Source organism: Pyruvatibacter sp. (assembly GCF_040219635.1).
In the GTDB taxonomy this organism is placed as follows: domain Bacteria; phylum Pseudomonadota; class Alphaproteobacteria; order CGMCC-115125; family CGMCC-115125; genus Pyruvatibacter.
Genome location: NZ_JAVJSC010000002.1, coordinates 1 through 23,009 on the forward strand (window position 1 = coordinate 1; position 23,009 = coordinate 23,009).

At 61.2% G+C, this 23,009-nt stretch carries 20 protein-coding genes; 14 read left to right on the forward strand and 6 right to left on the reverse strand.

Going from position 1 to position 23,009, the window contains the following annotated elements:
* The first annotated feature begins 816 nt into the window (after positions 1-816).
* The 4 genes from RIB87_RS00970 to RIB87_RS00985 all read left to right on the forward strand — a co-directional run bounded on the left by RIB87_RS00970 (position 817) and on the right by RIB87_RS00985 (position 3,911).
* On the forward strand, positions 817-1,764 hold the full coding sequence (locus tag RIB87_RS00970; protein WP_350142564.1) for a phytanoyl-CoA dioxygenase family protein: 948 nt from the start codon (positions 817-819) through the stop codon (positions 1,762-1,764).
* A 74-nt stretch (positions 1,765-1,838) separates the two neighbouring features.
* The gene (locus RIB87_RS00975; protein WP_350142566.1) at positions 1,839-2,318 is read left to right on the forward strand and encodes a PAS domain-containing protein; all 480 of its coding nucleotides are present in this window, start codon (positions 1,839-1,841) and stop codon (positions 2,316-2,318) included.
* A 79-nt stretch (positions 2,319-2,397) separates the two neighbouring features.
* Positions 2,398-3,396 (forward strand): lipoyl synthase, encoded by a 999-nt coding sequence (lipA, locus tag RIB87_RS00980; protein WP_350142568.1) that lies wholly within the window; start codon positions 2,398-2,400, stop codon positions 3,394-3,396.
* Positions 3,396-3,911, forward strand: a complete 516-nt coding sequence (locus RIB87_RS00985) for a type II toxin-antitoxin system RatA family toxin (protein WP_350142570.1) — start codon at positions 3,396-3,398, stop codon at positions 3,909-3,911. The genes lipA and RIB87_RS00985 overlap by 1 nt, the downstream gene beginning before the upstream one ends.
* Here RIB87_RS00985 and RIB87_RS00990 read toward each other — a convergent pair.
* Genes RIB87_RS00990 through RIB87_RS01000 form a run of 3 tightly spaced genes read right to left on the reverse strand, consistent with a single transcriptional unit; the run spans position 3,880 to position 6,092 of the window.
* Entirely contained in the window at positions 3,880-4,374 is a 495-nt protein-coding gene (locus RIB87_RS00990) for a CinA family protein (RefSeq protein WP_350142572.1), read from the reverse strand. The two genes, RIB87_RS00985 and RIB87_RS00990, sit on opposite strands and share 32 nt — an antisense overlap.
* Positions 4,375-4,392: 18 nt before the next feature.
* Positions 4,393-4,893, reverse strand: a complete 501-nt coding sequence (locus RIB87_RS00995) for a phosphatidylglycerophosphatase A family protein (RefSeq protein WP_350142574.1) — start codon at positions 4,891-4,893, stop codon at positions 4,393-4,395.
* Positions 4,890-6,092: a bifunctional 2-C-methyl-D-erythritol 4-phosphate cytidylyltransferase/2-C-methyl-D-erythritol 2,4-cyclodiphosphate synthase gene (locus RIB87_RS01000; RefSeq protein WP_350142576.1), complete on the reverse strand. Its 1,203-nt coding sequence runs from the start codon at positions 6,090-6,092 to the stop codon at positions 4,890-4,892. Before RIB87_RS01000 ends, RIB87_RS00995 begins: the two co-directional genes overlap by 4 nt.
* Positions 6,093-6,282: 190 nt before the next feature.
* Between RIB87_RS01000 and dusB the strand changes: the two genes are divergently transcribed.
* The 10 genes from dusB to hflX all read left to right on the forward strand — a co-directional run bounded on the left by dusB (position 6,283) and on the right by hflX (position 19,598).
* Complete coding sequence (gene dusB / locus RIB87_RS01005) at positions 6,283-7,386, forward strand: tRNA dihydrouridine synthase DusB (protein WP_350142578.1); 1,104 nt, start codon at positions 6,283-6,285, stop codon at positions 7,384-7,386.
* Positions 7,386-8,564, forward strand: coding sequence for a two-component system sensor histidine kinase NtrB (locus RIB87_RS01010; RefSeq protein WP_350142580.1), 1,179 nt, complete (start codon positions 7,386-7,388; stop codon positions 8,562-8,564). The genes dusB and RIB87_RS01010 overlap by 1 nt, the downstream gene beginning before the upstream one ends.
* Positions 8,554-9,996, forward strand: a complete 1,443-nt coding sequence (gene ntrC, locus RIB87_RS01015) for a nitrogen regulation protein NR(I) (protein ID WP_350142582.1) — start codon at positions 8,554-8,556, stop codon at positions 9,994-9,996. Before RIB87_RS01010 ends, ntrC begins: the two co-directional genes overlap by 11 nt.
* Before the next feature lie 143 nt (positions 9,997-10,139).
* Positions 10,140-12,503 (forward strand): sensor histidine kinase NtrY-like, encoded by a 2,364-nt coding sequence (locus RIB87_RS01020; protein ID WP_350142584.1) that lies wholly within the window; start codon positions 10,140-10,142, stop codon positions 12,501-12,503.
* Positions 12,504-12,515: 12 nt separating this feature from the next.
* Positions 12,516-13,910, forward strand: a complete 1,395-nt coding sequence (ntrX, locus tag RIB87_RS01025; RefSeq protein WP_350142586.1) for a nitrogen assimilation response regulator NtrX — start codon at positions 12,516-12,518, stop codon at positions 13,908-13,910.
* Positions 13,911-13,945: 35 nt separating this feature from the next.
* Positions 13,946-15,322: a Trk system potassium transporter TrkA gene (gene trkA, locus RIB87_RS01030; RefSeq protein ID WP_350142588.1), complete on the forward strand. Its 1,377-nt coding sequence runs from the start codon at positions 13,946-13,948 to the stop codon at positions 15,320-15,322.
* A 40-nt stretch (positions 15,323-15,362) separates the two neighbouring features.
* Complete coding sequence (locus RIB87_RS01035; protein WP_350142590.1) at positions 15,363-16,835, forward strand: potassium transporter TrkG; 1,473 nt, start codon at positions 15,363-15,365, stop codon at positions 16,833-16,835.
* A gap of 4 nt (positions 16,836-16,839) precedes the next feature.
* Positions 16,840-17,733, forward strand: coding sequence for a D-amino-acid transaminase (locus RIB87_RS01040; RefSeq protein WP_350142592.1), 894 nt, complete (start codon positions 16,840-16,842; stop codon positions 17,731-17,733).
* A 167-nt stretch (positions 17,734-17,900) separates the two neighbouring features.
* Positions 17,901-18,149 (forward strand): RNA chaperone Hfq, encoded by a 249-nt coding sequence (gene hfq / locus RIB87_RS01045; RefSeq protein WP_350142594.1) that lies wholly within the window; start codon positions 17,901-17,903, stop codon positions 18,147-18,149.
* 78 nt (positions 18,150-18,227) lie between these two features.
* Complete coding sequence (gene hflX / locus RIB87_RS01050) at positions 18,228-19,598, forward strand: GTPase HflX (RefSeq protein ID WP_350143503.1); 1,371 nt, start codon at positions 18,228-18,230, stop codon at positions 19,596-19,598.
* A gap of 6 nt (positions 19,599-19,604) precedes the next feature.
* Here the strand turns inward: hflX and RIB87_RS01055 are convergent, their stop codons facing one another.
* Genes RIB87_RS01055 through RIB87_RS01065 form a run of 3 tightly spaced genes read right to left on the reverse strand, consistent with a single transcriptional unit; the run spans position 19,605 to position 22,947 of the window.
* Entirely contained in the window at positions 19,605-20,696 is a 1,092-nt protein-coding gene (locus RIB87_RS01055; RefSeq protein ID WP_350142596.1) for a pectin acetylesterase-family hydrolase, read from the reverse strand.
* A gap of 22 nt (positions 20,697-20,718) precedes the next feature.
* Positions 20,719-21,540: a nucleoside triphosphate pyrophosphohydrolase gene (mazG, locus tag RIB87_RS01060; protein WP_350142598.1), complete on the reverse strand. Its 822-nt coding sequence runs from the start codon at positions 21,538-21,540 to the stop codon at positions 20,719-20,721.
* A complete protein-coding gene (locus RIB87_RS01065) occupies positions 21,541-22,947 on the reverse strand; it encodes an MFS transporter (protein WP_350142600.1) in 1,407 nt (468 codons plus the stop codon).
* Positions 22,948-23,009: the final 62 nt, after the last annotated feature.

Below are 23,009 nucleotides of genomic sequence, written 5' to 3' on the forward strand. Positions count from 1 at the left end.
TCATACGCTGGTACACGCCGAACCATTTTCAGATGTGCGTGAAGCCTTGCAACGCGAACGCCGCCTGAAGGAATGGCAACGCGCCTGGAAGCTGGCGTTGATTGAAGAACACAATCCGCAGTGGCGTGACCTGTGGGATGAGCTTCTGCGCTAGCGCCTTCCGCCACACCCTGGGCCCCGCGGTCAAGCCGCGGGGAGGCATCTACTCTATTGCTTCCCCGCGGCTTGACCGCGGGGCCCAGAGCTGCCGGGAGCAAAGGCAGTGATCCTCCACAATCCCATCCCACACAAAAATCCAAAAAAACTTATCCACGCCCCCCATACCCGCCCGCATACTTGGCACACCTTCCGCTGAGGGCATCCGGGGCCGGCCCGGCTCTGGCGGGAGGGCGACGCCTGGATGTGTGTGCGGCTTGACCCCGTGCGTGCGTGGATGAGACCCACCGGATCTCATCTGCAAGGGCGGTGGACTGCTTGGGGTTTCGAGCGCGGACGGACTGACGTGTATCCGTGCCGCGATGGCGAAACTACGGCTCGCTGCGGGGGTAATGCCGCGTATGCGTCCCGAAGGATGAGTGGTGGTGCAGTCTGCCGGAAAACGTCGTGCGTGGAGCGCTGTGAGGCGGCTCTTTTTCTACCCAAGGACCGCTGCTGACCAGCGCTCCCGCGCCCTCATTTTTGCGGGGCGTTCACGCCGATGTTCACCACTGCCCGGCCGTGCGCCGTGTGGGGAAAAGGCCGTGCGCGCTTTTTACAAACACCTGCGTGTTGGCTACGCTGCTGCCAACAAGATTATATGTACGAGGAACCCCGGCCATGTCAGTCACAGCGCTTGCAAACGCAGATCGCCGTTTTACCGACGACGACATCGCGGCATGGAACCGCGACGGCGCCGTGCTCATCAGGAACTTCTTCACCGCTGACGAACTGGCCCCCGTGGTGAAGGATTTTGAAACGCTGTATGCCGACAAGGCCCCCGGCGCCGACACACAGGCACGCAACAACAAAAAAGACGGCGCCATCGGCCAGTTTGAAATTGAGCAATTCGCCCATTTCGACGACATGCCGTTCAAGTGTTCTCCGGCACTCAATCTGCTGGGGATGCACCCGGCTTTGGCTGAACTGGCGCGCGCCGCCTTGCAGGTGGAGGACGTGCATCTGTACCAAAGCCACTCATGGGCCAAATACACCGGCGGTGCCGACTACGATCAGACGTTTCACTGTGACTTCAAAAATCACACCCTGATTGCGCCGTCAGATGATGTGCGTGAACGCACCATCAACATCATGATTTACGCAACCGACGTGACGGACGCCCACGGGGCCATTCACTATGTCACCCAGCCTGATGGCGACACTGTGATGGACGGCCGACGCCCGCAGTTTCCCGAAGACACGGATCAGGCCAAACTCAAGCCGCTGGAAAAATCAGGCGCGGCCCCCGCAGGCTCGATCTTCGCCTATGGCATTGACGTGTTTCACCGCGGCACCAACCTCACAGCTCCGGGCGGGCGTCGGTTTACGCTCACCGCCAGCTTCAAGCGGGCGGGCAACGAGATGATCGGCTGGTCCGCCTGGCCGTTTCATTTCATGAAGCCGTGGGACACGATTTTTGACAACGCCACGCCGGAGCAACTGGCCCTGATCGGCATCCCCAAACCCGGCGATCCGTTCTGGACACCGCGCACGCTGGAGCGCACCCGCGAGCGCTACCCCGGCTGGAATGCTGACGCCTACGCCATGGCGCTGAAAGCGGCCGAGTAAAGCGCACTGTCTGCCGGCAGGCCTGCCGTCAGTCGTTAGCGATTGGTAAACCGGAATTGTGCGGTAATTCCGGTATGTTACAGAAAAAATCGGAGTTTCTGGGCTATTCCAATGAGGAAGTAGCGGCCCCGGAGCACCCCAACAATCAGGCGCTCGCCGCCTACTGGGATAAACAGCGTGCCGGAGCGCCCGCGTTGCCGCGCGCAGCCCTTGAGCCGCTGGATATCCCGCGCCTGCTTCCCGGCATTTTTCTGGCCGAGCCGTGTGGCGAAAACACCCATGATTATCGGTTCCGGCTTGCAGGCAGCCTTGTTGAGGAGCGCATGCGCCGCAAAGTCACCGGCAAGACCCTGACTGAACTATTTGGCGACAATTTCGGCCCGCAAACGATCGCGATCTATGACCGCATCACCACCACCTGCACGCCGCGGGTGCTGCAGGGACATTACGAGGGCGACAATCTGGAGCACATCCGCTTTGAAGTGCTGCATCTGCCGCTTGAGTTCGCCAATGGCACACGCGGCATTCTGGGTGGCCAGTTCGCCTTCGATTAGACACCCCATGATGAAATCCACGCCCGCAGCGCTATATGATAGAGTGACAGTTGGCGCTCATTCGCAGGCTTGATTTTTGATGGTTACAGTTCTCAACACGCTCACAAGCACCGAGCAAGACACCAAACAAGGCGGGCAGCGGCCCCGGCACCCTGAAAAGGAAAACCGGCCTGACACGCCCATTTTGCGCAAACCTGAATGGATTCGCGTCAAGGCGCCCGTGTCCAAAGGCTATGCGGCAACCAGAAATATCGTCCGCGAGCACGGCCTCACCACCGTGTGCGAGGAGGCCGCGTGTCCCAATATCGGCGAGTGCTGGGAACAGCGCCACGCCACCATGATGATTATGGGCGACACCTGCACCCGCGCCTGCGCGTTCTGCAATGTGAAAACGGGCCTTCCCGGCGCGCTTGATGAAGCCGAGCCCGACAATGTGGGCGCGGCAGTGGCCAAGCTCGACCTGGCGCACATCGTCATCACCAGCGTGGATCGCGATGATCTGGCGGATGGCGGCGCAGACCATTTTGCAAAAGTCATCCGCGCCATTCGCGCCCAGGCCCCCAACACCACCATCGAGATTTTGACGCCCGATTTCCTGCGCAAAAACGGTGCACTGGAAACCGTCATCGAGGCGCGCCCGGACGTGTTCAACCACAATCTTGAAACCGTGCCGTCGCTCTATCTGCGTGTGCGGCCCGGAGCGCGCTACTACCATTCCATGCGTCTTTTAGAACGCGCCAAGGAACTTGACCCGCAGGTGTTCACCAAGTCCGGCATCATGGTGGGGCTGGGCGAGGAGCGCGATGAAGTGCTGCAGCTGATGGACGATCTGCGCTCGGCAGGCGTCGATTTTCTCACCATCGGCCAGTATCTCCAGCCCACCCGCAAGCACCATCCGGTGGCACGCTTTGTGACCCCGGACGAGTTTGCCGCCTACGAGCGCGTCGCGCGCGCCAAGGGGTTTTTGCTGGTGTCCGCCACGCCGCTGACACGCTCCAGCTACCACGCCGATAAGGACTTTGCCGCCCTGCGCGATGCCCGCGCGCGGCTGCTGTCACAGTCGGGTGCATCTGTCTGATGCCGGTGCACGACGAACAGCGGCTGGTGCCTTACACACCGGAGCAAATGTTTACCCTGGTGGCTGACGTTGCCCGTTACCCGGAGTTTCTGCCCTGGTGTGCCGGGGCGCGTATCCGCACCCGCGAACGCATCGAGGGTGTGGACCGGATGACGGCTGATCTGATTGTTGCCTACAAAGTGTTCCGCGAACGCTTCACCAGCCGCGTCACGCTGGATGAAGGCAACGACACAAGCCGCATCGAGGTTGAATATCTGGATGGGCCATTTACCCACCTCATCAACCGCTGGGCATTTGCTCCGTATACAGATGAAAATGGCAGGCGCGGAACCCGCGTCGGCTTCTTCGTCGATTTCGATTTCAAAAGCCGCACGCTGCAAAAAATGATTGAAAGCCGGTTCTCAGAGGCTGTCATCAAGATGGGGGATGCCTTCGTTGAGCGCGCGCATGAGCTGTATGCCCAGCCGCAAAACGAGGGTGCAGCTAGTCCGCAACCCGTGCCAGCAACATCGTAAGCGCCACCTCAAGGCTCTTCATCCGCACCTCGTGGCGGCCAATGTCGCCAAAGCGATGGCTGTCATGCAGAATCCGCCCGCCGCGCCGGGCTGATGCAAAATGCACAAGACCAACAGGCTTCATCGGCGTACCGCCGCCCGGCCCTGCAACGCCGGTAATGGAAACCGAAATATCTGCCCGCGAATTATTGATGGCACCCTCAGCCATGGCCCGCGCCACCGGCTCGCTCACAGCGCCCGCATCGGCAATCAGGTCGCCGGGCACGTTCAGCATGTCGCGCTTGGCCTCGTTGGAGTAGGTGACGAAACCTGCATCCACCACTGCGGACGACCCGGCAATCTCGGTCAGGCAGGCCGCCACAAGCCCGCCGGTGCACGACTCAGCCGTGGCGATACGAAGCCCCGCCGCCTGCGCATCAGACAGCACAAGCTGCGCCAGTTGGGTGAGGGGAATGGGAAACATGAGTGCGTGTGCCGCCCGTCAGACTGAGAAAAGAGCAATGCCGATGATCCAGGCGGTGATGATGGCATAGATCGCCGCCACGATGTCATCCACCATGACCCCCATCTCGCCCGATACCCGCCGTTCAATGCCTTTGATCGGCCACGGCTTCCAGATGTCGTAGAGCCGAAAGCACAGGAACCCCAGCAGATAGGCCAGCGGCGTTGGCGGCAGCGCAGCCATCACCAGCCACATGGCGGCGACCTCATCAATCACCACCTCGCTTGGGTCGTGATTGCCCGACGCTGCAATGTATTTTTCGGTCGCCCACAGCCCCGCCAGAAACGCAATCACAGCCGCAATGGACAACGCCACCGGCCCGCCGATCACCCCCAGCGGCCACGCGGCAAACACGGCCGCCAGCGACCCCCATGTGCCCGGCGCGGGCCGCAGCAGGCCCGAGCCGCCAAAGGTTGCGACGGTTACGATGGGGTCAGCGAACCGCAGGCCGTAGGGCAGTGGCGTGATGAAGCGGCTCATGACGGCAGCCTGACCGTGGCAATCGCCTGCGCCGCAATACCCTCGCGCCGTCCGGTAAACCCAAGTGCCTCGGTGGTGGTGGCCTTGACCGAAACGCGCTCTTCGTCGAGCCCCAGAATCTCAGCCACCCGCGCGCGCATGGCCGGGCGGTGCGGGCCGACCTTGGGGCGCTCGCAAATGATGGTGATGTCGGCATTGGCAATCACCCCGCCGCGCTGTGTCACCAGCGAGGCTGCGTGGGCCAGGAACTTCCACGAGGCGGCGCCTTTCCATTGCGGATCGCTGGGCGGAAAATGCTCGCCAATGTCGCCCGCACCAATGGCCCCCAGAATGGCATCGGTCAGCGCATGGAGGCCTACGTCCGCATCCGAATGCCCAACCGTGTCGCAATCATGGGGCACGTTGATGCCGCATAGCATGATGCCGGTGGCGGTGCCCGGGGCGTCAAACCTGTGCACGTCAAAGCCTGAGCCGGTGCGTACGTCGCCAAGCCGTGCAGCCATCAGGGTTGCGGCCCGCGCCAGATCATCCTGCGTCGTGATCTTCAAGTTATCCTCGCCCCCCTCAACCAGCGCTATCATCAGCCCCGCGTGTTCGGCCACCGCCGCGTCATCCGTCAGCGCCTGCCCGGCAACCCTTTTGTGGGCCGCCAGAATATCAGCGTAGCGAAACCCCTGCGGTGTCTGTGCCCGCGCCAGCCCGCTGCGGTCAACTGTTTCACCGACCTGACCGTCGGCCACGCGCTTGAGCGTATCCGTCACGGCAACACAGGGCAGGGCGGCAGGTGCTGCATCGAGGGCGTCGATTACGCGGGTAATCAGCGCAGCCGTTGCCAGCGGTCGCGCCCCGTCCTGAATAAGAACCTTGGAAGGAGCGTGTTTTTCCAGTGCCTCAAGCCCCTTGCGCACCGAGTCCTGCCGCTCCGCGCCGCCGTGCACCGGCGACAGCAGCTTTGGCTGTGCGCCCAAGGGCAAAACGGCAGCGTCGTAAAGCTCACGGTCGTCGGGGTGGATGGCCGTCAGCACATGGCTCACACCGTCATGAGCCAGAAATGCGGCCAGCGTATGGGTCAGCACATGAGCGCTCCCAAGGGGCGCATATTGTTTGGGCAGATCACCGCCAAACCGATGCCCCCGTCCGGCGGCAACCACCAGAACGGCAACCGGGGATGATGTATCGGACACAGGAGATGTGGTCATGAAGAAAAACCGGTTTATGGCTGGCCAGACACAGGCTGAGAGGGGCGGCGCCGCAAGCTACCTGTCTAACCAACCCTCTGCCAAGCGGCTGGCTCAATGCAGCCTTTTGGGCCGATCGACAAAAACAGCCCCGGCGCTTGTGACATTGCGGCTACAAGTGTAGGTTGACCAACAAATAGGCATCAGGATCATGTGCATAACAAACGTGCATTCAGACGCAGACCCCGATCGGAATGGCAACATTCCGGGGCTTTCGCGCGTGCCGATCACGCGCGGCGCAACCCGTATAGACGTTGATCCGGTGTTTCTTGCGCCCATGTCGGGCATTACGGACCTGCCGTTTCGCCGCACCGTGCGGGCCTGCGGCGCGGGGCTTGTGATCTCTGAGATGATCGCCAGCGAAGACCTTGTCCGCCAGAAAGAAGACGTGGTGCTGCGCGCCCGCCGCGAGGCGGATGAGGAGCCCATGGCCGTGCAGCTTGCCGGGCGCGAACCGCGCTGGATGGCGGCGGCCGCGAAAATCGCTCAGGCATCCGGCGCCCGCCTGATTGACATCAACATGGGCTGCCCGGCCAAAAAGGTTGTTGGTGGCCTCTCAGGCTCAGCGCTTATGCGCGACCTCGACCATGCGGTGTCTCTCATTGAGGCAACGATTGACGCCGTGGATGTGCCCGTCACTCTGAAGATGCGCACCGGCTGGGACATGGACTGCCGCAACGCGCCGGAACTCGCAGCCCGCGCCCAGGCGGCAGGCATATCGCTGGTGACGGTGCATGGCCGCACCCGCAACCAGTTTTATACCGGCCGCGCCGACTGGGCATTTGTGCAGCAGGTGAAAGCCGCCGTTGATGTGCCTGTCATCATCAATGGTGACATCTGCACGCCTGAGGATGCCCGGCAGGCGCTGGTACAGTCAGGTGCCGATGGTGTGATGGTGGGCCGTGGCGCACAGGGCGCACCGTGGCGGCTGGCCCAAATCGCAGCAGCCCTTGCAAACCAGACCGTGCCCGCTGATCCGTCCCCGGAACGCCGGCTCGATATCATTCTCACTCACTACGCCGCCATGCTTGAGCACTACGGTGCTGAGCTGGGCGTGCGCTGTGCCCGCAAGCACATTGCCTGGTATGTGGAGGATTTTGAGCACACCCACGGTATCAGCCTGCGCGGTGCCAGAGCCAGCCTGTGCCGCATGTCAGACCCCGCTGACGTTGTCGCGGGCCTCAAAGAGGTTTTCACCGACGCAACCATCCGCACATCCCTGCGAAATGGCGCGGCAGCAGGGCGGGCGGCGTAATGGCGGGGGCAGTACGCATATCGTCAGGGAAAGCCGGGGCGCACTCGGCGCATGAGAATATTCTGGATGCACTGCCGCACCCCGTCGTCAAGGTAGCCGCTGACGGCAACGTCTCATTCGTCAATGCGGTGGCTGAACAGTTTTTTGCAGCCGGCGCGTCGATGATTGTCGGCAGGCCGCCCGGCGAACTTGTGTCGTTCAGCAGCCCGCTTGTGGCGTTGATAGATCAGGTGCAGGCAACCGGCGCGTCGGTAACGGAATATGGCGTAGGCATTGGAAGTCCGCGCATGGGCGAGCGCGAAGTCGATATTCAGGTCGCGCCCATTGTGGAAGAGCCCGGCGCCGTTGTGGCCATGCTTCAGGAGCGCACCATTGCGCACAAGATGGACCGGCAGCTCACTCATCGCGGTGCAGCGCGCTCCGTCATGGGCATGGCCGCGGTGCTGGCGCATGAAATCAAAAACCCGCTGTCGGGCATTCGCGGTTCCGCGCAACTGCTTGAAATGGGCGTGGCACCCGAAGACCGGCATCTGACGCGGCTGATCACGGACGAAGTGGATCGTATCTGCAAGCTGGTGGACAGCATGGAGGTGTTCTCCGACCAGCGTCCGCTGGCAGCAGAACCTGTCAACATCCATGAAGTGCTGGACCATGTGCGCAGGCTGGCGGCAACCGGCGTGGCCAGGAATGTGAAGGTCACGGAGGAATATGATCCGTCATTGCCGCCCGTGCCCGGCTCGCGCGATCAGTTGGTGCAGGTGTTTTTGAACCTCATCAAGAACGCCGCCGAAGCTGTGGACGAGGCTGACGGTGAGATTGTCATTTCAACGGCCTACCGCCCCGGCGTGCGGCTTTCCGTGCCCGGCAGCAGCGAGCGTGTGAGCCTGCCCCTTGAAGTGTGCGTGCGCGACAATGGCGCAGGCGTGCCGCCGGACTTGATGCCACATCTGTTTGACCCGTTCGTCACCACCAAATCGGCAGGCACCGGCCTGGGGCTGGCGCTGGTGGCAAAAATTGTCGGCGATCATGGCGGCGTCATCGAGTGTGACAGCCAGCCGCGCAGAACCGTTTTTCGTGTGCTTCTCCCCATCAAGCGCATTCCCCTCAAAGACATCACTGCCGGTGAACGCTCCGTACACGGTGCTTTAATCGGTGATGGAGACGCAGATGCCCAGTGAGACCATTCTGATTGCCGATGATGACGGCGCGATCCGCACGGTGCTGAACCAGGCACTGGGCCGTGCCGGGTTTGATGTGCGCTCAACCGGCAATGCCTCAACTCTGTGGCGCTGGGTCAATCAGGGGGAGGGCGACCTCATCATCACGGATGTGGTGATGCCGGACGAAAATGCGTTTGACCTGATCCCGCGCATCAAGAAGCTGCGTCCGGACCTTCCGATCATTGTGATGAGTGCGCAGAACACGCTGATGACCGCAATCACCGCAGCAGAGCGCGGTGCGTATGAATATCTGCCCAAGCCGTTTGACCTCAACGAGTTGACCGGCATTGTGCGGCGCGCCCTGTCACAACCCAAAACGCCCGCGCCCAAGCGCGTGCGACCGGACGACGAAGACCGCATTCCGCTGATCGGCCGGTCGGCTGCCATGCAGGATATTTATCGCGTGCTGGCACGACTGGTGGGCACGGACCTGACCGTGATGATTGCCGGGGAGAGCGGCACCGGCAAAGAGCTGGTGGCGCGCGCGCTGCATGACTACGGCAAGCGACGCAACGGACCGTTTGTTGCCATCAACATGGCGGCGATCCCCCGCGAACTGATTGAAGCGGAACTGTTTGGCCACGAAAAAGGCTCGTTCACCGGCGCGAGCGGGCGCGGGGTCGGACGCTTTGAGCAGGCCGAAGGCGGCACGCTGTTTCTGGACGAAATCGGCGACATGCCGATGGAAGCACAAACCCGGTTGCTGCGCGTGTTGCAGGAAGGCGAGTACACCACCGTGGGTGGTCGTTCACCGATCAAGACCAATGTCCGCATTGTCGCCGCCACCAACCGCGACCTGCGCCAGCTCATCAATCAGGGCCTGTTCCGCGAAGACCTGTTCTACAGGCTGAACGTGGTGCCCATCCGGTTGCCGCCCCTGCGCGAACGCTCCGAAGATATTCCCGATCTTGTCCGCCACTTCCTCACCTTGTGTGAGGAGGAAGGTCTGCCGTCCAAGAACATTGACACGCCGGCGCTTGACCTGCTGCGCCGGCACCGCTGGCCCGGCAATGTGCGTGAACTTGAAAATCTCGTGCGCCGTCTGGCGGCGCTCTACACCGAAGACACCATCAATGCGGAAGTCATCCACGCCGAACTGGCCGAGCCAATGGTGGCTCAGGATGCCGACGACGACGGTGGCGACGAAAGTCTTGCTGCCTCCGTTGAGCGTCACCTGCAAAAACTGTTCTCTGAAACTTCCGATACCCTGCCGCCGCCGGGCCTTTACGACCGTGTGCTGAAGGAAATCGAGCGCCCGTTGATCTCCATGTCGTTGGGGGCCACGCGTGGCAACCAGATCAAGGCCGCTCACCTGCTGGGCCTAAACCGCAACACTCTTCGCAAGAAGATCCGTGATCTGGATATTCAGGTTGTGCGCGGAATAAAATAGCAAAAACAAGGCGTTAGGCGAAAAACAGCCTGTCACTTTCCAGCAACATTGTTGTTGATTTGCATCTGTTGCCCGGTCACAATAGTGCGACCCCAAAGTGCTGAGCCACTCATGCCAGCACTGGCAACAAGGCATCACCGGCAATGGCGTCCGCAGACCAGATGACGCACCTCAAGGGCAGCTACCGCACCGCGTTTGCGCGGGTGGCCTGGCTGCTGAGGCGCATCCAGTGGCCCACATTCCTGGGCATTGGCCTCGCCATCATGGCCGTGGTCAGCGGCATAGCCACCTATCTCACCCTCACCGGCGCCACGGACTTTGTGCCCAGCCGCGTGATGGTGATCTCGCTGCTGTTGTTCAACATGGCCATTGTGCTGACACTGTTCGCGCTGATCGCCTACAGGCTGGTGCGGCTGTGGATTGCACGGCGCGCCGGAAGTGCGGGTGCGCGGCTGCATGTGCGTCTCGTGGGCATGTTCAGCTTCGTCGCCGTGATGCCGGCCATCATCGTTGCCGTATTTGCCGCCACCACGCTGGACCGTAGCCTGGATTCGTGGTTCTCCGAACGTACACGGACCATCATCGACAACGCCTCAACGGTGGCCGAAGCCTATTTCAACGAACACCGTCAGGTGCTGCGCGCGGATGCTTTGGCCATGGCCGCCGACCTTAACCGCTATGCACCGCTGTTCTTCAGCAACCCGGCCCGGTTCCGCGAAGTAATGACCACCCAAGTAGCACTGCGTTCGCTGTCCGGCGGGTTTGTGGCGGACGCAAACGGCCAGCTCATGGCCTATGCGGAAGGGTCAACCAGCACCCGCCTGACGCCGCCGTCGCCTGAAGTGTTGCAATCGCTGGGCGAGGGCGAAGCGCATCTGACGGCCAGTGAAGACGGCGATCAGGTGCAGGCACTGGTGCGGCTGACAAGCTTCGGCAACGCTTTTTTGCTGGTGTCGCGCCAGGTCGACGGGCGGGTGCTGGACCATCTGGCGCGAACCCGCGCGGCGGCCGCCGAATATGCCAACCTGGAAAGCCGCCGCTATACGGTGCAGCTCACCTTCGCGCTGATTTATGTGATCGTCGCGCTGCTGGTGCTTCTGGCAGCCATCTGGCTTGGGCTGTGGGCGGCCAACCGCCTGGTCTCACCCATCGGCGACCTGGTGGGGGCGGCGGAGCGCGTGTCCGATGGTGACCTGAGCACCCGCGTTGAAATAGGCAGCGACGCGGACGAAATCTCGACGCTGGGCCGCACGTTCAACCGCATGACAGGCCAGTTGCAAAGTCAGCGCAACGAACTGATGGAAGCCAACCACCAGTTGGATCGCCGCCGACGGTTCACTGAAACCGTGCTGTCGGGTGTGAGTGCCGGTGTTATCGGGCTGGACACAAAGGGCCGCATCAACCTCGTCAACAAGAGCTGCCTGTCGCTGCTTGAGCGCACCCGCGACGAACTCATCGGCCAGTCACTGGTGGCAACAGTGCCTGAAATGGCAACCTGCGTGCGTCAGGCGATGGCCCGGCGCGACCGCCCGGCGGAAAGCCAGATTACGCTGACCCGCGACGATGGCAGCCAGCGCACAATGACCGTGCGCGTCACCTCGGAGAAATCCGGTGATGATGCTCACGGCTATGTCGTGACACTGGACGATATTTCAGAACTTGTGTCCGCCCAGCGCGCGTCAGCCTGGGCAGACATTGCCCAGCGTATCGCTCACGAGATTAAAAATCCGCTGACGCCAATCCAGCTCTCCGCCGAGCGGCTGAAACGTAAATACGGCGCGCAGATCACCGATGACCCGGAAGTGTTTGAACAATGCACAAACACCATTGTGCGGCAGGTGGAAGATCTGGGCCGCATGGTCGACGAGTTCTCGTCCTTCGCGCGGATGCCGACGGCCGTTATGGTGCCCGAAGACATCAGCGCCCTCGTGCGTGAGGCAGTGTTTCTGCAACGCGTTGCAGCACCCGACATCAGCTTTGAAGTCGAGGGCGCGCAGCAACCCGTGATGGTTGAATGTGACCGCAGGCAGCTGAGTCAGGCACTCACCAATCTCATAAAAAACGCTATCGAGGCGATTGCGACGCGGCGCGAACAGGTGCCTGCCGATGACCACACGCTGCCTGACCGTATTGTCATCTCAGTCGATGACACAACTGAAAATGGCGGCGAAATGGTGAGCATCGACATTGCTGATACCGGCATTGGCCTGCCGCGTGGTGAGCGCTACCGGCTGGTGGAGCCCTACGTCACGCGCCGCGAGAAAGGGACGGGCCTTGGTCTCGCCATTGTCAAAAAGATCATGGAAGATCACGCTGGCAGCCTGTTGCTGGAAGACGCGCCATGGGTGGCGACGGGCGGTCACGGGGCGTGCATCAAAATGCTGATGCCGCGGCGTCAGGTCAGCGACACGGACCCAACACCCGACATTGACACCGAAAATACCAATGATACCGACACTGCAGCACAGCCGTTCGCGGCCCGCGCGTCCGTCGGCCTGACGAGCTAACCGGGGGACCTGATGGCGTCTGATATTCTGATTGTCGATGATGAGCTGGACATCCGTGAGTTGATGGCCGGCATTCTGGACGATGAAGGCTACGAAACCCGGCTGGCGGGCAACAGCGATGAAACCCTGCGCGCCATTCAGGCGCGCGTGCCGCGTCTGGTTGTGCTTGACGTATGGCTTCAGGGCAGCCGCATGGACGGGCTGGACCTGCTGGATGCGATCAAGGAAAAACATCCCAATCTGCCGGTCGTCGTCATCTCCGGCCACGGCAACGTGGAAACCGCAGTGACCGCCATCAAGAAGGGCGCCTACGACTACATCGAAAAGCCGTTCAAGGCAGATCGCCTGGTACTGATTGTGCAGCGTGCCATCGAGGCGACAAAACTCCGGCAGGAAAACGAGCAACTGCGCCAACGCAGCACCGATGAAGCCGAACTTGTCGGCACCTCAACCAGCATCAACCAGCTTCGCCAGACACTGGACCGCGTGGCACCCACCAACAGCCGTGTGCTGATCTGCGGCCCGTCCGGCTGCGGCAAGGAAGTTGTGGCGCGTATGCTGCACGCTCGCTCGCTGCGGGCAGGTGCGAGTTTCGTCGCCATCAACACAGCCACCATGGCGCCCGAGCGCATGGAAGAAGAGCTGTTCGGCACCGAAGCCGCCGAAGGCCGCCCGGCCAAGGTCGGTGTGTTTGAGCAGGCCCACAAAGGCACGCTGTTTCTTGACGAGGTGGCAGACATGCCGCTGGAAACCCAGGGCAAGATATTGCGCGTGCTGGTGGACCAGACCTTTGAGCGCGTCGGCGGTGGCCCGCGTGTGCAGGTGGATGTGCGCGTTGTCTCATCATCAAGCCGCGACCTGACGGCGGAAATTGCCGCAGGCCGGTTCCGCCAGGACCTGTATCACAGGCTCAATGTTGTGCCCATCACCGTGCCTGCTCTGTCAGAACGGCGTGATGATATTCCGCTGCTGGCGGAGCATTTCATGGAACGCATCGCAGCGTCCGCCGGGCTGTCCACGCGCCGCATCGGCGAGGATGCGCTGGCAGCGCTTCAGGCCCATGACTGGCCCGGCAATGTGCGCCAGTTGCGCAACAACATTGAGCGCCTGCTCATACTGGCATCCGGCGAGAAAGAAGGTGCCATCACCGCTGACATGCTTCCATCCGAAGTATCACGCACCACGCCGCAGGTAGGCGAGGGGGACGCGGGCCAGAATATTATGGCGCTGCCGCTGCGTGAAGCGCGCGAAAGTTTTGAACGGCAATATCTGCTGGCACAGATCAGGCGCTTTGGTGGCAACATCTCACGTACCGCAGCCTTCATCGGCATGGAGCGCTCTGCGCTGCACCGCAAGCTCAAGTCGCTGGGCGTGACAACATCCAACCGCTCCGAACTCAGCGCGTAATACATGCTTCAGGCATCTCTCGAAAGCATTAGCCTATGAAAGTCATCATCTGTGGCGCCGGTCAGGTGGGGTCTGGTATCGCCCGCCAGCTTTCCAACGAGCACAACGACGTGACCGTGATCGACAATTCGCCTGCGCTGATTCAGCAAATAGCGGATTCGCTCGATGTGCGCACAGTCGTCGGCTACGCCTCGCACCCTGACGTGCTGGAGCGCGCCGGAGCCCGCGAGGCCGACATGATCATTGCCGTCACATTTGCCGATGAAGTGAACATGGTGGCCTGCCAGGTGGCACACTCGCTGTTCAACGTGCCCACAAAAATTGCCCGCATTCGCGCGCAAAGCTACCTGAGGCCGGTCTGGCAGGATTTGTTCACCCGCGATCACATGCCGATCGATGTGATTATTTCGCCCGAGCTTGAAGTGGGTCGCGCTGTGATGCGTCGTCTCAAAATGCCCGGCGCGCTCGAAGCCATTCCGTTTGGCGATGGCCACATCACATTTCTGGGTATCGCCCTGGAAGATGACTGCCCCGTGGTCAACACACCGCTACGCCAGTTGACGGATCTGTTTCCCGATCTGACTGCGGTTGTCACCGGCATCCAGCGCGGCGACCGTTTGTTCGTGCCAGACTCAGGCGACCAGATGATGGTCGGCGACATCGCCTATGTCGTGTCGGACACCACACAGACGCGACGCGTCTTGTCGCTGTTCGGCCACGAGGAAAAGGCTGCCCGCCGCGTGGTGATTGTCGGCGCGGGCAATATCGGCCGTCACGTGGCGCAGGAGCTTGAAACCGAGCACACCAAAGTGAAGGTCAAGATCATTGAGGCCGACAAGGCAACCGCTGTTATTGCGGCGGACGAGCTGTCCCGCACGGTTGTGCTCCACGGCAATGCACTGGACGAAGAAGTGCTGCGTGAAGCGGGTGCCGACAGCGCTGAAACACTGATTGCGCTTACCAATGACGACAAGGTGAATATTCTCAGCAGCGTCATGGCCAAGCAGCTTGGCTGCGGGCGCGCCATCGCCCTCATCAACAATCGCAGCTATGCAAACCTGATGGGGCCGATGGATATTGACGCCTTCGTCAACCCGCGCGCCACTACGGTTTCGACTGTGTTGCGCCATGTGCGCCGGGGCCGTATTCGCGGCGTGTCGTCGGTACAGGACGGCAAGGCTGAAGTCATTGAGGCAGAGGCGCTTGCGACATCCACGCTGGTGGGCCGTCCGCTGCGCGATGCCGACCTGCCAAACGGTATGCGCATTGGTGCCATTCTGCGCGGCACCAGGGTGATTGTGCCCAGGGGTGACACAGAGGTTCATGCCGGTGACCGGGTTGTGATATTTGCGCTGGCAGATGAGGTCAGCCATGTCGAGCGTATGTTCCGGGTTAGTATTGAGTTCTTCTAGACGGGCTGAGCCACACCACTGAATCAGGGAACCCCCGCGCATGTCGTTTGCCGTTGTCGGCATAGTTCTGGCAGCCGCCTTGTCGGTCATCGCAGCAGCGCACCTGCTGCCGGTGCTGGTGGCTTACTCCGTCGGCCAGACTGACCAGGCGGTTGTGTTCGCCATGACCGGCCTGCTCACGGCCTTTGTCGCGGGCGCTCTGGGCCTTGCTACCCGCGACCAGGTAAAGCGCCCCATGGTGACGCAACGTCTGGCGGCGCTGGGCGTTGCGTGGCTCATTGCCCCGGCGTTCGCAGCCATAGCCTTTGTGGGTGTTGACCCTGATGTTCTGTACGCGGATGCATATTTTGATGCCGTGTCTGCGCTCACCACAACCGGCTCAGTCTCGCTTATCAACGAAATATCCCAGTCACCGGCGGTGATGATCTGGCGGGCCACCCTGCAATGGGTTGGCGGCTTTGCCACGCTCTTGATGGCGATGGTGGTGCTCGCGCAGCTTGGGCTTGCCGGACTGTCGTTACGCCGGACACCTATGCCGCCGGGCAATACATCCGGCCCGTTTGGCCGCTACTGGCCTGCCATGCTGGCATTGGGCGCGACCTATGGCAGTGTCACGCTGGTGGGCCTCATCGGCCTGTTGCTGACCGGAATGCCGCTGATACCGGCAATGGGACTGGCGTTCTCGGCAGTTTCCACATCAGGTGTTATGCCTCAGGGGGGTGTGCTCGTGACCGGCGTCACCTATTGGCCCGCGATCATTGTGGCGTTCATGTTGTTTGCCGGGGCCACAAACTATATGCGCCATTCAGGCATGGCCCGAAGATCTGTGTCAGCGTACTGGGAAGATCCCGAGTTTCGTTACATCACGCTGGCGGTCATCGTCGGCGGCATTGTGCTTGCGCTGTTGCTGACTGTGTGGGCAGGCGCGGATCTATCACTTGCCCGCGGTATGCTGTGGGTGCTGTCGCTGCTTTCAACGTCAGTCCACCCGGTGGACCAGAGCGGTTTTGCAACCATTCCGCTGCTGGTTGCACTGAGCCTGGTGTTCGTTGGCGGCAGTACCATGTCCACTGCCGGTGGCATCAAGCTCATGCGCCTGGCATTGATGATGAAGCAGGGGGCGCGCGAGATTTCCCGGCTGGCGCATCCTCACGGCATTGTTCACACCGACTTTGGTGGTCGCCCCTACACCATGGCGCTTATGCGCGGGGTATGGACCATGTTCATCATCATGCTGGCGCTGGCGCTGCTGGCCTCTTTGGCCCTCACCGCCGGTGGCGTACCGTTTGTTCAGGCAATAACCGCAGCCATTGGCGCGCTTGCCAATGCAGGCCCGGTGCTTGGGTTTGCTGCGGGGGCTGACGGCAGTGTCATCGGGCTTGATACAGCACAGGTGTATGCGGCCATGCCGGCCGCCAGCAAACTTGTTCTGAGTGTTGCAATGATCGCCGGGCGTGTGGAGGTCCTGGCCTTTGTCGGCATTCTCGTTGGCCTCTCAACGCGGGACAGTTAGCTCCATGACCCGTATCGCCTTTGTAAGGGATGCAACCACCCCCGGCAGCTATATGCCGCGCGCGGATGCCCGCATATCTGTCGAGGATCGTGGCTTTAACCTGGCCGATGGCATCTACGAAGTATGCGAGATACGCGACGGCGGGCTGGTGGATGAAAACCGGCACCTCAACCGCTATGAACGCTCGCTTCGCGCGCTGCGCATTGACGCACCAATGCCGCGTCGCGCTTTGCAGCTTGTGCTGCGCGAAGTCGTGCGTCGCAACGGCGTGCAAAACGGAATCCTGTATGTGCAGGTAACGCGCGGTGCTGCGCGTCGTGACCATGCGTTTCCCGATCCCGGCGTTGTGCCGACGCTCGTTGTGTTTGCAACGTCAACGCATGTCGCCACCCGCGAGGCAAAGGCCGATCACGGGGTGACCGTCACAACCCTGCCGGACGAACGCTGGCACCGGCGTGACATCAAGTCGATAAGCCTGCTGCCCAACGTGCTGGCAAAGCAGACGGCGCGCGAGGCCGGTGCCTATGAGGCATGGCTTGTTGACGCGGCGGGATACATCACCGAAGGCGCATCCACCAACGCCTGGATCATAGATGCGCAGGGCACGCTCATCACCCGGCCTCTAAGCCATGACATTCTGCCCGGCATCAGTCGTGAGGTCATTTTGCAGGCTGCCGACCAGTTGAATATGCCGGTTGAAGAGCGCGCCTTCACCGTGGCACAAGCCTGTGACGCGGCTGAAGCGTTCCTTTCCAGTTCGTCCGCCATCCTGCTGCCGGTCATCCGGATCGACTCGCACCCCATAGGCAAGGGGCTGCCGGGCCGACTAACCCACAAACTGCGTGCTGCCTCTCGCGCCATTTCGGTGGTTTCCGGTAGGCAGTTGCCCTCAATTTGAGCAGTTTCGCAAATTGCCAAACATTTGCCCTTGTCACGTCAGAAATCTGTATCACTTATCTGATAGGCAAAATACGTGTGAGACGGCCCGCCTGATATGATGTTGGTCTCACAGTCGGACCGCAAAAAAACAGAAGAGCAAAAAGAACAAAAGAAAGGCCCACATAAATGTCAGACAAGCCCCAGAACCTTCAGGACACCTTCCTGAACTACATCCGCAAACAGAAAATGCCGGTCACGGTATTTCTGGTAAACGGCGTGAAGTTGCAGGGCGTGGTCACATGGTTCGACAGCTTCTGTGTGCTGCTGCGGCGTGACGGGCACTCGCAACTGGTTTACAAGCACGCCATATCCACAATTATGCCGTCGGCCCCGGTTCAGCTCTTTGATGATGAAGGCGAGGGGTCCGGCGAGTAGTTTCAACGCCAGGACCGTTTCCGCATTTTGACGACACCAAAAGACGCCAAAACCAGCCAGCAGCGCGTGGCCACCATAATGAGTGAAGACGCCGTCACAGGCCCCATGGATGATCGCATCGCTGCGACCGATAGCGGTCGTGCGATTGTGCTGCATCCGTGGATCAAATCTGCGCCGCAAAGTGCTCAAGCCCGGTCAGGTGCGCGCGCGCCCGAAGACCGCTTGGAAGAGGCTGTGGGGCTGGCCGCCGCCATTCACCTCGATATTGCCCATTCAGCCGTTGTGCCGGTAGCCGGCCCCAAGCCGGGCACGCTGTTCGGGCAGGGCAAGGTTGAGGAAATCAAAGAGCTGGTGCAGCTTGAGGAGGCGGGCCTCGTCATTATTGATGGCGTTGTGACGCCCATTCAGCAGCGCAATCTGGAGCGCGCATGGAAAGCCAAGGTGCTGGACCGCACCGGGCTCATTCTGGAAATTTTCGGCGAACGCGCGGCCACCCGCGAAGGCACGTTGCAGGTGGAACTCGCGCACCTGATGTACCAGAAAAGCCGTCTGGTGCGATCATGGACCCACCTTGAGCGCCAGCGCGGCGGGCTTGGCTTTGTGGGTGGCCCCGGCGAAACCCAGATCGAAGCCGACCGACGCCACATTCAGGACCGCATCACCAAGCTGGAAAACCAGCTTGAACGTGTCACCCGTACCCGCGAGCTGCACCGCAAGACCCGCCGCCGGGTGCCATATCCCATAGTGGCGCTTGTCGGCTACACGAATGCCGGCAAATCGACGCTTTTCAACCGGCTCACCTCGTCCGGCGTGCTGGCCGAGGACATGCTGTTTGCGACGCTTGATCCCACCATGCGCGCCCTTGATATGCCCGGCGGCCAGCGGGTCATCTTGTCAGACACGGTGGGGTTCATCTCCGACCTGCCTACATCGCTGGTGGCAGCCTTCCGCGCCACGCTGGAAGAGGTGCTGGAAGCAGACCTGATCTTACATGTGCGCGATATTTCGCACCCCGATACAGCCGCCCAGCGGCAGGATGTGCATGACGTGTTGCGCGAACTTGGCGTGGACCCGCAGAACACAACGCGCGTGGTTGAGGTCGCCAACAAGATTGACCTTATGGACGCGCAGGCGCGCGCCGTGCTTGACCTCACCGCGGCGCAAGACCCCAACCAGCTTGCCGTCTCCGCCATAACGGGGGAGGGGCTGGGCGCGCTCAGCGCTCTTGTTGAAGCGCGTGTCACGGCGCACCTGACTGCTATCGAAATTGCGCTTGGCCCCCAGCATGCTGCAGCCCGTGCATGGTTGCACGAAAACTGCACCGTGTCCGGCGAGGATGCGGCCGACAGTGACGGCATCATCCGTATACGGATCAAGGCGTCGTCCGCCGACATCGGCCGCATCGCCAAGCTTTACCCCGACTTGCTGCCCGAGGCTGTGGCGCTCTAGCGGCGGCTAGTCAGTGGGCCCGCCGGTGCACCCACCCTCATCATTGGCGCAGGTCACGTTCGCCACATCCTTGCCCGCTGCCACGTCACGCACCCAGTCAACCGCCCGTACACCCTCCGCTTCAAACGCATACATTTCGTCAAACCGCAGCAGCGTGTGGAATGTACCCGACGCCGTGAAGCTGCGGAACGTGCTGATGGTGGCTGTCAGGTCAGCAAGGTTGGCCTTGAGCAGCGGATACACCTCGCTGTCGGAGCCAAGCAGTGTCAGAAATTGCTTCTGCACACTGTCATAGGCGGTGTTGAACTGATGGAACTTTATCTGTGGAAACCGAACAGCGGTTGCCGCATAGAAATCATCAAAGCTCGAGGCGTCAGCGGATAGCACCTGCATGGATGGCCAGTCGGGCAGACCCGTATAGATGCCCAGATTTTCGCTCAGCTCCGGATTTGCCCCCACGCGATACCCGCCCCCGCCACCCGCAAACTGGATGACCTGAGCATCAGGGTAGGCTTCCTGCACGATGCCCGCATAAACCGGCGATGAGACAGCACCCGCAGACCCGCCTGAAACAAACACCGTTTCCGGTGACGTCACATTGTCAAAAAGCCAGCCAAGCGCCGACATGGCATTGGCCTTGCCGCGATGAAAGATAGTCACCTCGCTGCCATCGGGCTTGGTGTAGGTCTTGTCGTTGGCGCCCATATGCACGTCGCCGGTGCAGTAGGAAACAAACACCTGCGTCCACGCGCTGAAAGGATTCTCCGGGTTGGCCTGGTCAAACGCACCACCGCGGGTGCGTGGGTCGTTGTGGGGAAGCTCTGCCAGCGGCACATAGGTTGTTGGCTCAACGCTGGCGTCGCAGTTCTGGCCGGACCAGCACGCGCCGCCGCCATTCAAAAACACCATTACTTTTTCACGTGCACCCGGCTTCACATGAAACGTGTAGGGCGTTCCCATTGCACATTTTGTGTCGCCGCCGGGTGCAAGCGTGTTCCAGCCCTCAGACATATCCTCGATAGCTGTCAGCGGCTCAGCGTGTGCAGCACAGCCGATGACGAGCGCAGCAACAGCCGCCAGCAAAGTTGTTTTGAACATGGGTTGTTCCTCCGTATGCGGTCTAACGCCGCTCTTCGTTCTTGGCTCTGGTCCACAGAGCATCCATCTCTTCCAGCGTTGACTGGTCCGGCGTGCGACCGTCCGCCGCCAGCCATGCCTCGATCTGGCCAAAGCGCCGCGCAAACTTTGCATTGGTGCCTGCCAGCGCTTGTTCAGGGTCAACATCCAGATGCCGCGCCAGATTGGCATAGACGAACAGAATATCGCCCAGCTCATCCATCACGCGGGCGGCATCCGCGCCTTTGTCCACTTCGGCTTTAAGCTCGGCGGTTTCCTCGGCCAGCTTGTCGAGCACCTGCGCCGTCTGCGGCCAGTCGAAGCCGACCCGCGCTGCGCGCTTTTGCAACTTCACAGCACGCACAAGGGCGGGCAGGGCCTTGGGAATGCCGTCCAGCGTCCCGGGTGTGCTGTCGCCGGACTTGGCCTCGCGCTCCTGCGCCTTGATGGCTTCCCAACTGTCTTTAACGGCACCGGGTGTATCAGCAGCGTCCTCACCGAACACATGCGGGTGCCTGCGTATCATCTTGGTGGAAATCGCCTCGACAACATCGCCAAACGCAAAGCTGCCTTCGTCTTCGGCAATGCGTGCATGAAACACCACCTGCAGCAAAAGGTCGCCCAACTCATCCTTCAGATCATTGCGGTCGCCGCGCTCAATGGCGTCGGCCACCTCGTAGGCTTCTTCGAGTGTGTAAGGCGCTATGGTCTCAAACGTTTGTTCCAGATCCCATGGACAACCGCCATCCGGGTCACGCAACCGGGCCATGATGGCCAGCAGCGTCTCGATGCGGCGAGTGTCATCGGGAAGGTCTGACGGCATCATCTAGTCCGGTGTTCTGTCGTGAACGCCGGTGGCAACAGCACTCACCGCAGCGGCAGCATCTGCCGGGGTTTCGTGCGCATGATGCCGCTCGGCCAGCTTGTCACGCAGTTCCTGCTGGGCTTCCTTGGTCAGCGGATATCGCCACATGACAAAACCCGCGATGGCCATGAAGATGGCGGGCAGGGTGACGTAGAGCGCCATGAGCTGGTTCAGCGTTTCAGGGCTGTTGGCCCCCGGTTCCGGCACGAAGCCAATCATATCGAGCATGATGTAGGTGATGCCGACTGCCACCGCAAAGCCGATCTTGTTGGTCATGGTCAGCAGCGAATAGTACAGCCCGGTGCGCTGCTGGCCTGAGTCAATCAGGTCGCGGTCGCACACATCCGCCATTATGGCGCGCAGCAAAAACGAACCCGCCCCATAGGCCAGCCCATACAGCGTGTTGCCGAAGAACAGCCACCAGAACTCCTCGCGCGGCATGAACGCCACCAGCGGCAGCGCCAGCGCACCGTAATACATGGCGATGGCCAGCGTCTTGTGCTTGCCCATGCGGTGCGCGATGCGCAGCCAGATCGGTACACCTACAAAGCCAGCAACAAAATACACCAGCAACAACAGGCTGGCGGTTTCCGGCAGGCCCATCACGTAGGACGCAAAGAAGATATACAGCGAGCCGGTGATGCCCGGCGCGATGCCAACCATGAGGTCGGCAAGCAGCACCCGGCGCAACAGCGTGTTCTTGAGAATGAGGCGACCGGACTCTTTCCAGTTGATGCTGGCCTGCGGCACGCTCTTGAACTCCGGCACCACCCACACCGCAAGGCCAATGGTGAGCGGCAGCAAAATGATGACGAACCAGCCCATGGCCGCCACACCGTCTGCAAGGCCGGTGCTCGCGCCGGTGGTCTGCAAAATTGCCGGCAGCGCCAGCACGGTGAATGACCCGAAGATAAGCGCAAACTCGCGCCACCCCTGAATGGACGACCGCTCGTCATAATCTGTTGACAGTTCAGCGCCCCACGACATGTGCGAGATGGTGATGAGCGTCCAGCCGATATACAGGATCACCATCCAGAACAGCAGATACACCCATGTCACGGGTGCCGAGGGCATGAACAGCATCCACGCCGACAACATCAGCAGCGGCGCGGAGATCACCAGCCAGTGGCGGCGACGGCCCCAGCGCGAATGAATGCGGTCGGAGAGGGTGCCAAGCACCGGGTCCGTGAACACATCCCAGAACCGCGCGATCATGAAAATCGTACCGACGACGGACAATGACAGTCCCATATCATCCGCATAGAACGGCGGCAGATACACCACGATGGGTAATCCAAGCGCTGCAATGGGAATGGCGGGGAGGGCGAAGGAGCCAAGCTGCCACTTGGAGATACGGCCTTTGGCCATGAGCACTGTCATCCTTACGATTTGTCGTCGGCTGATTGCTGATCCGCGCGCGAGACTAGAGC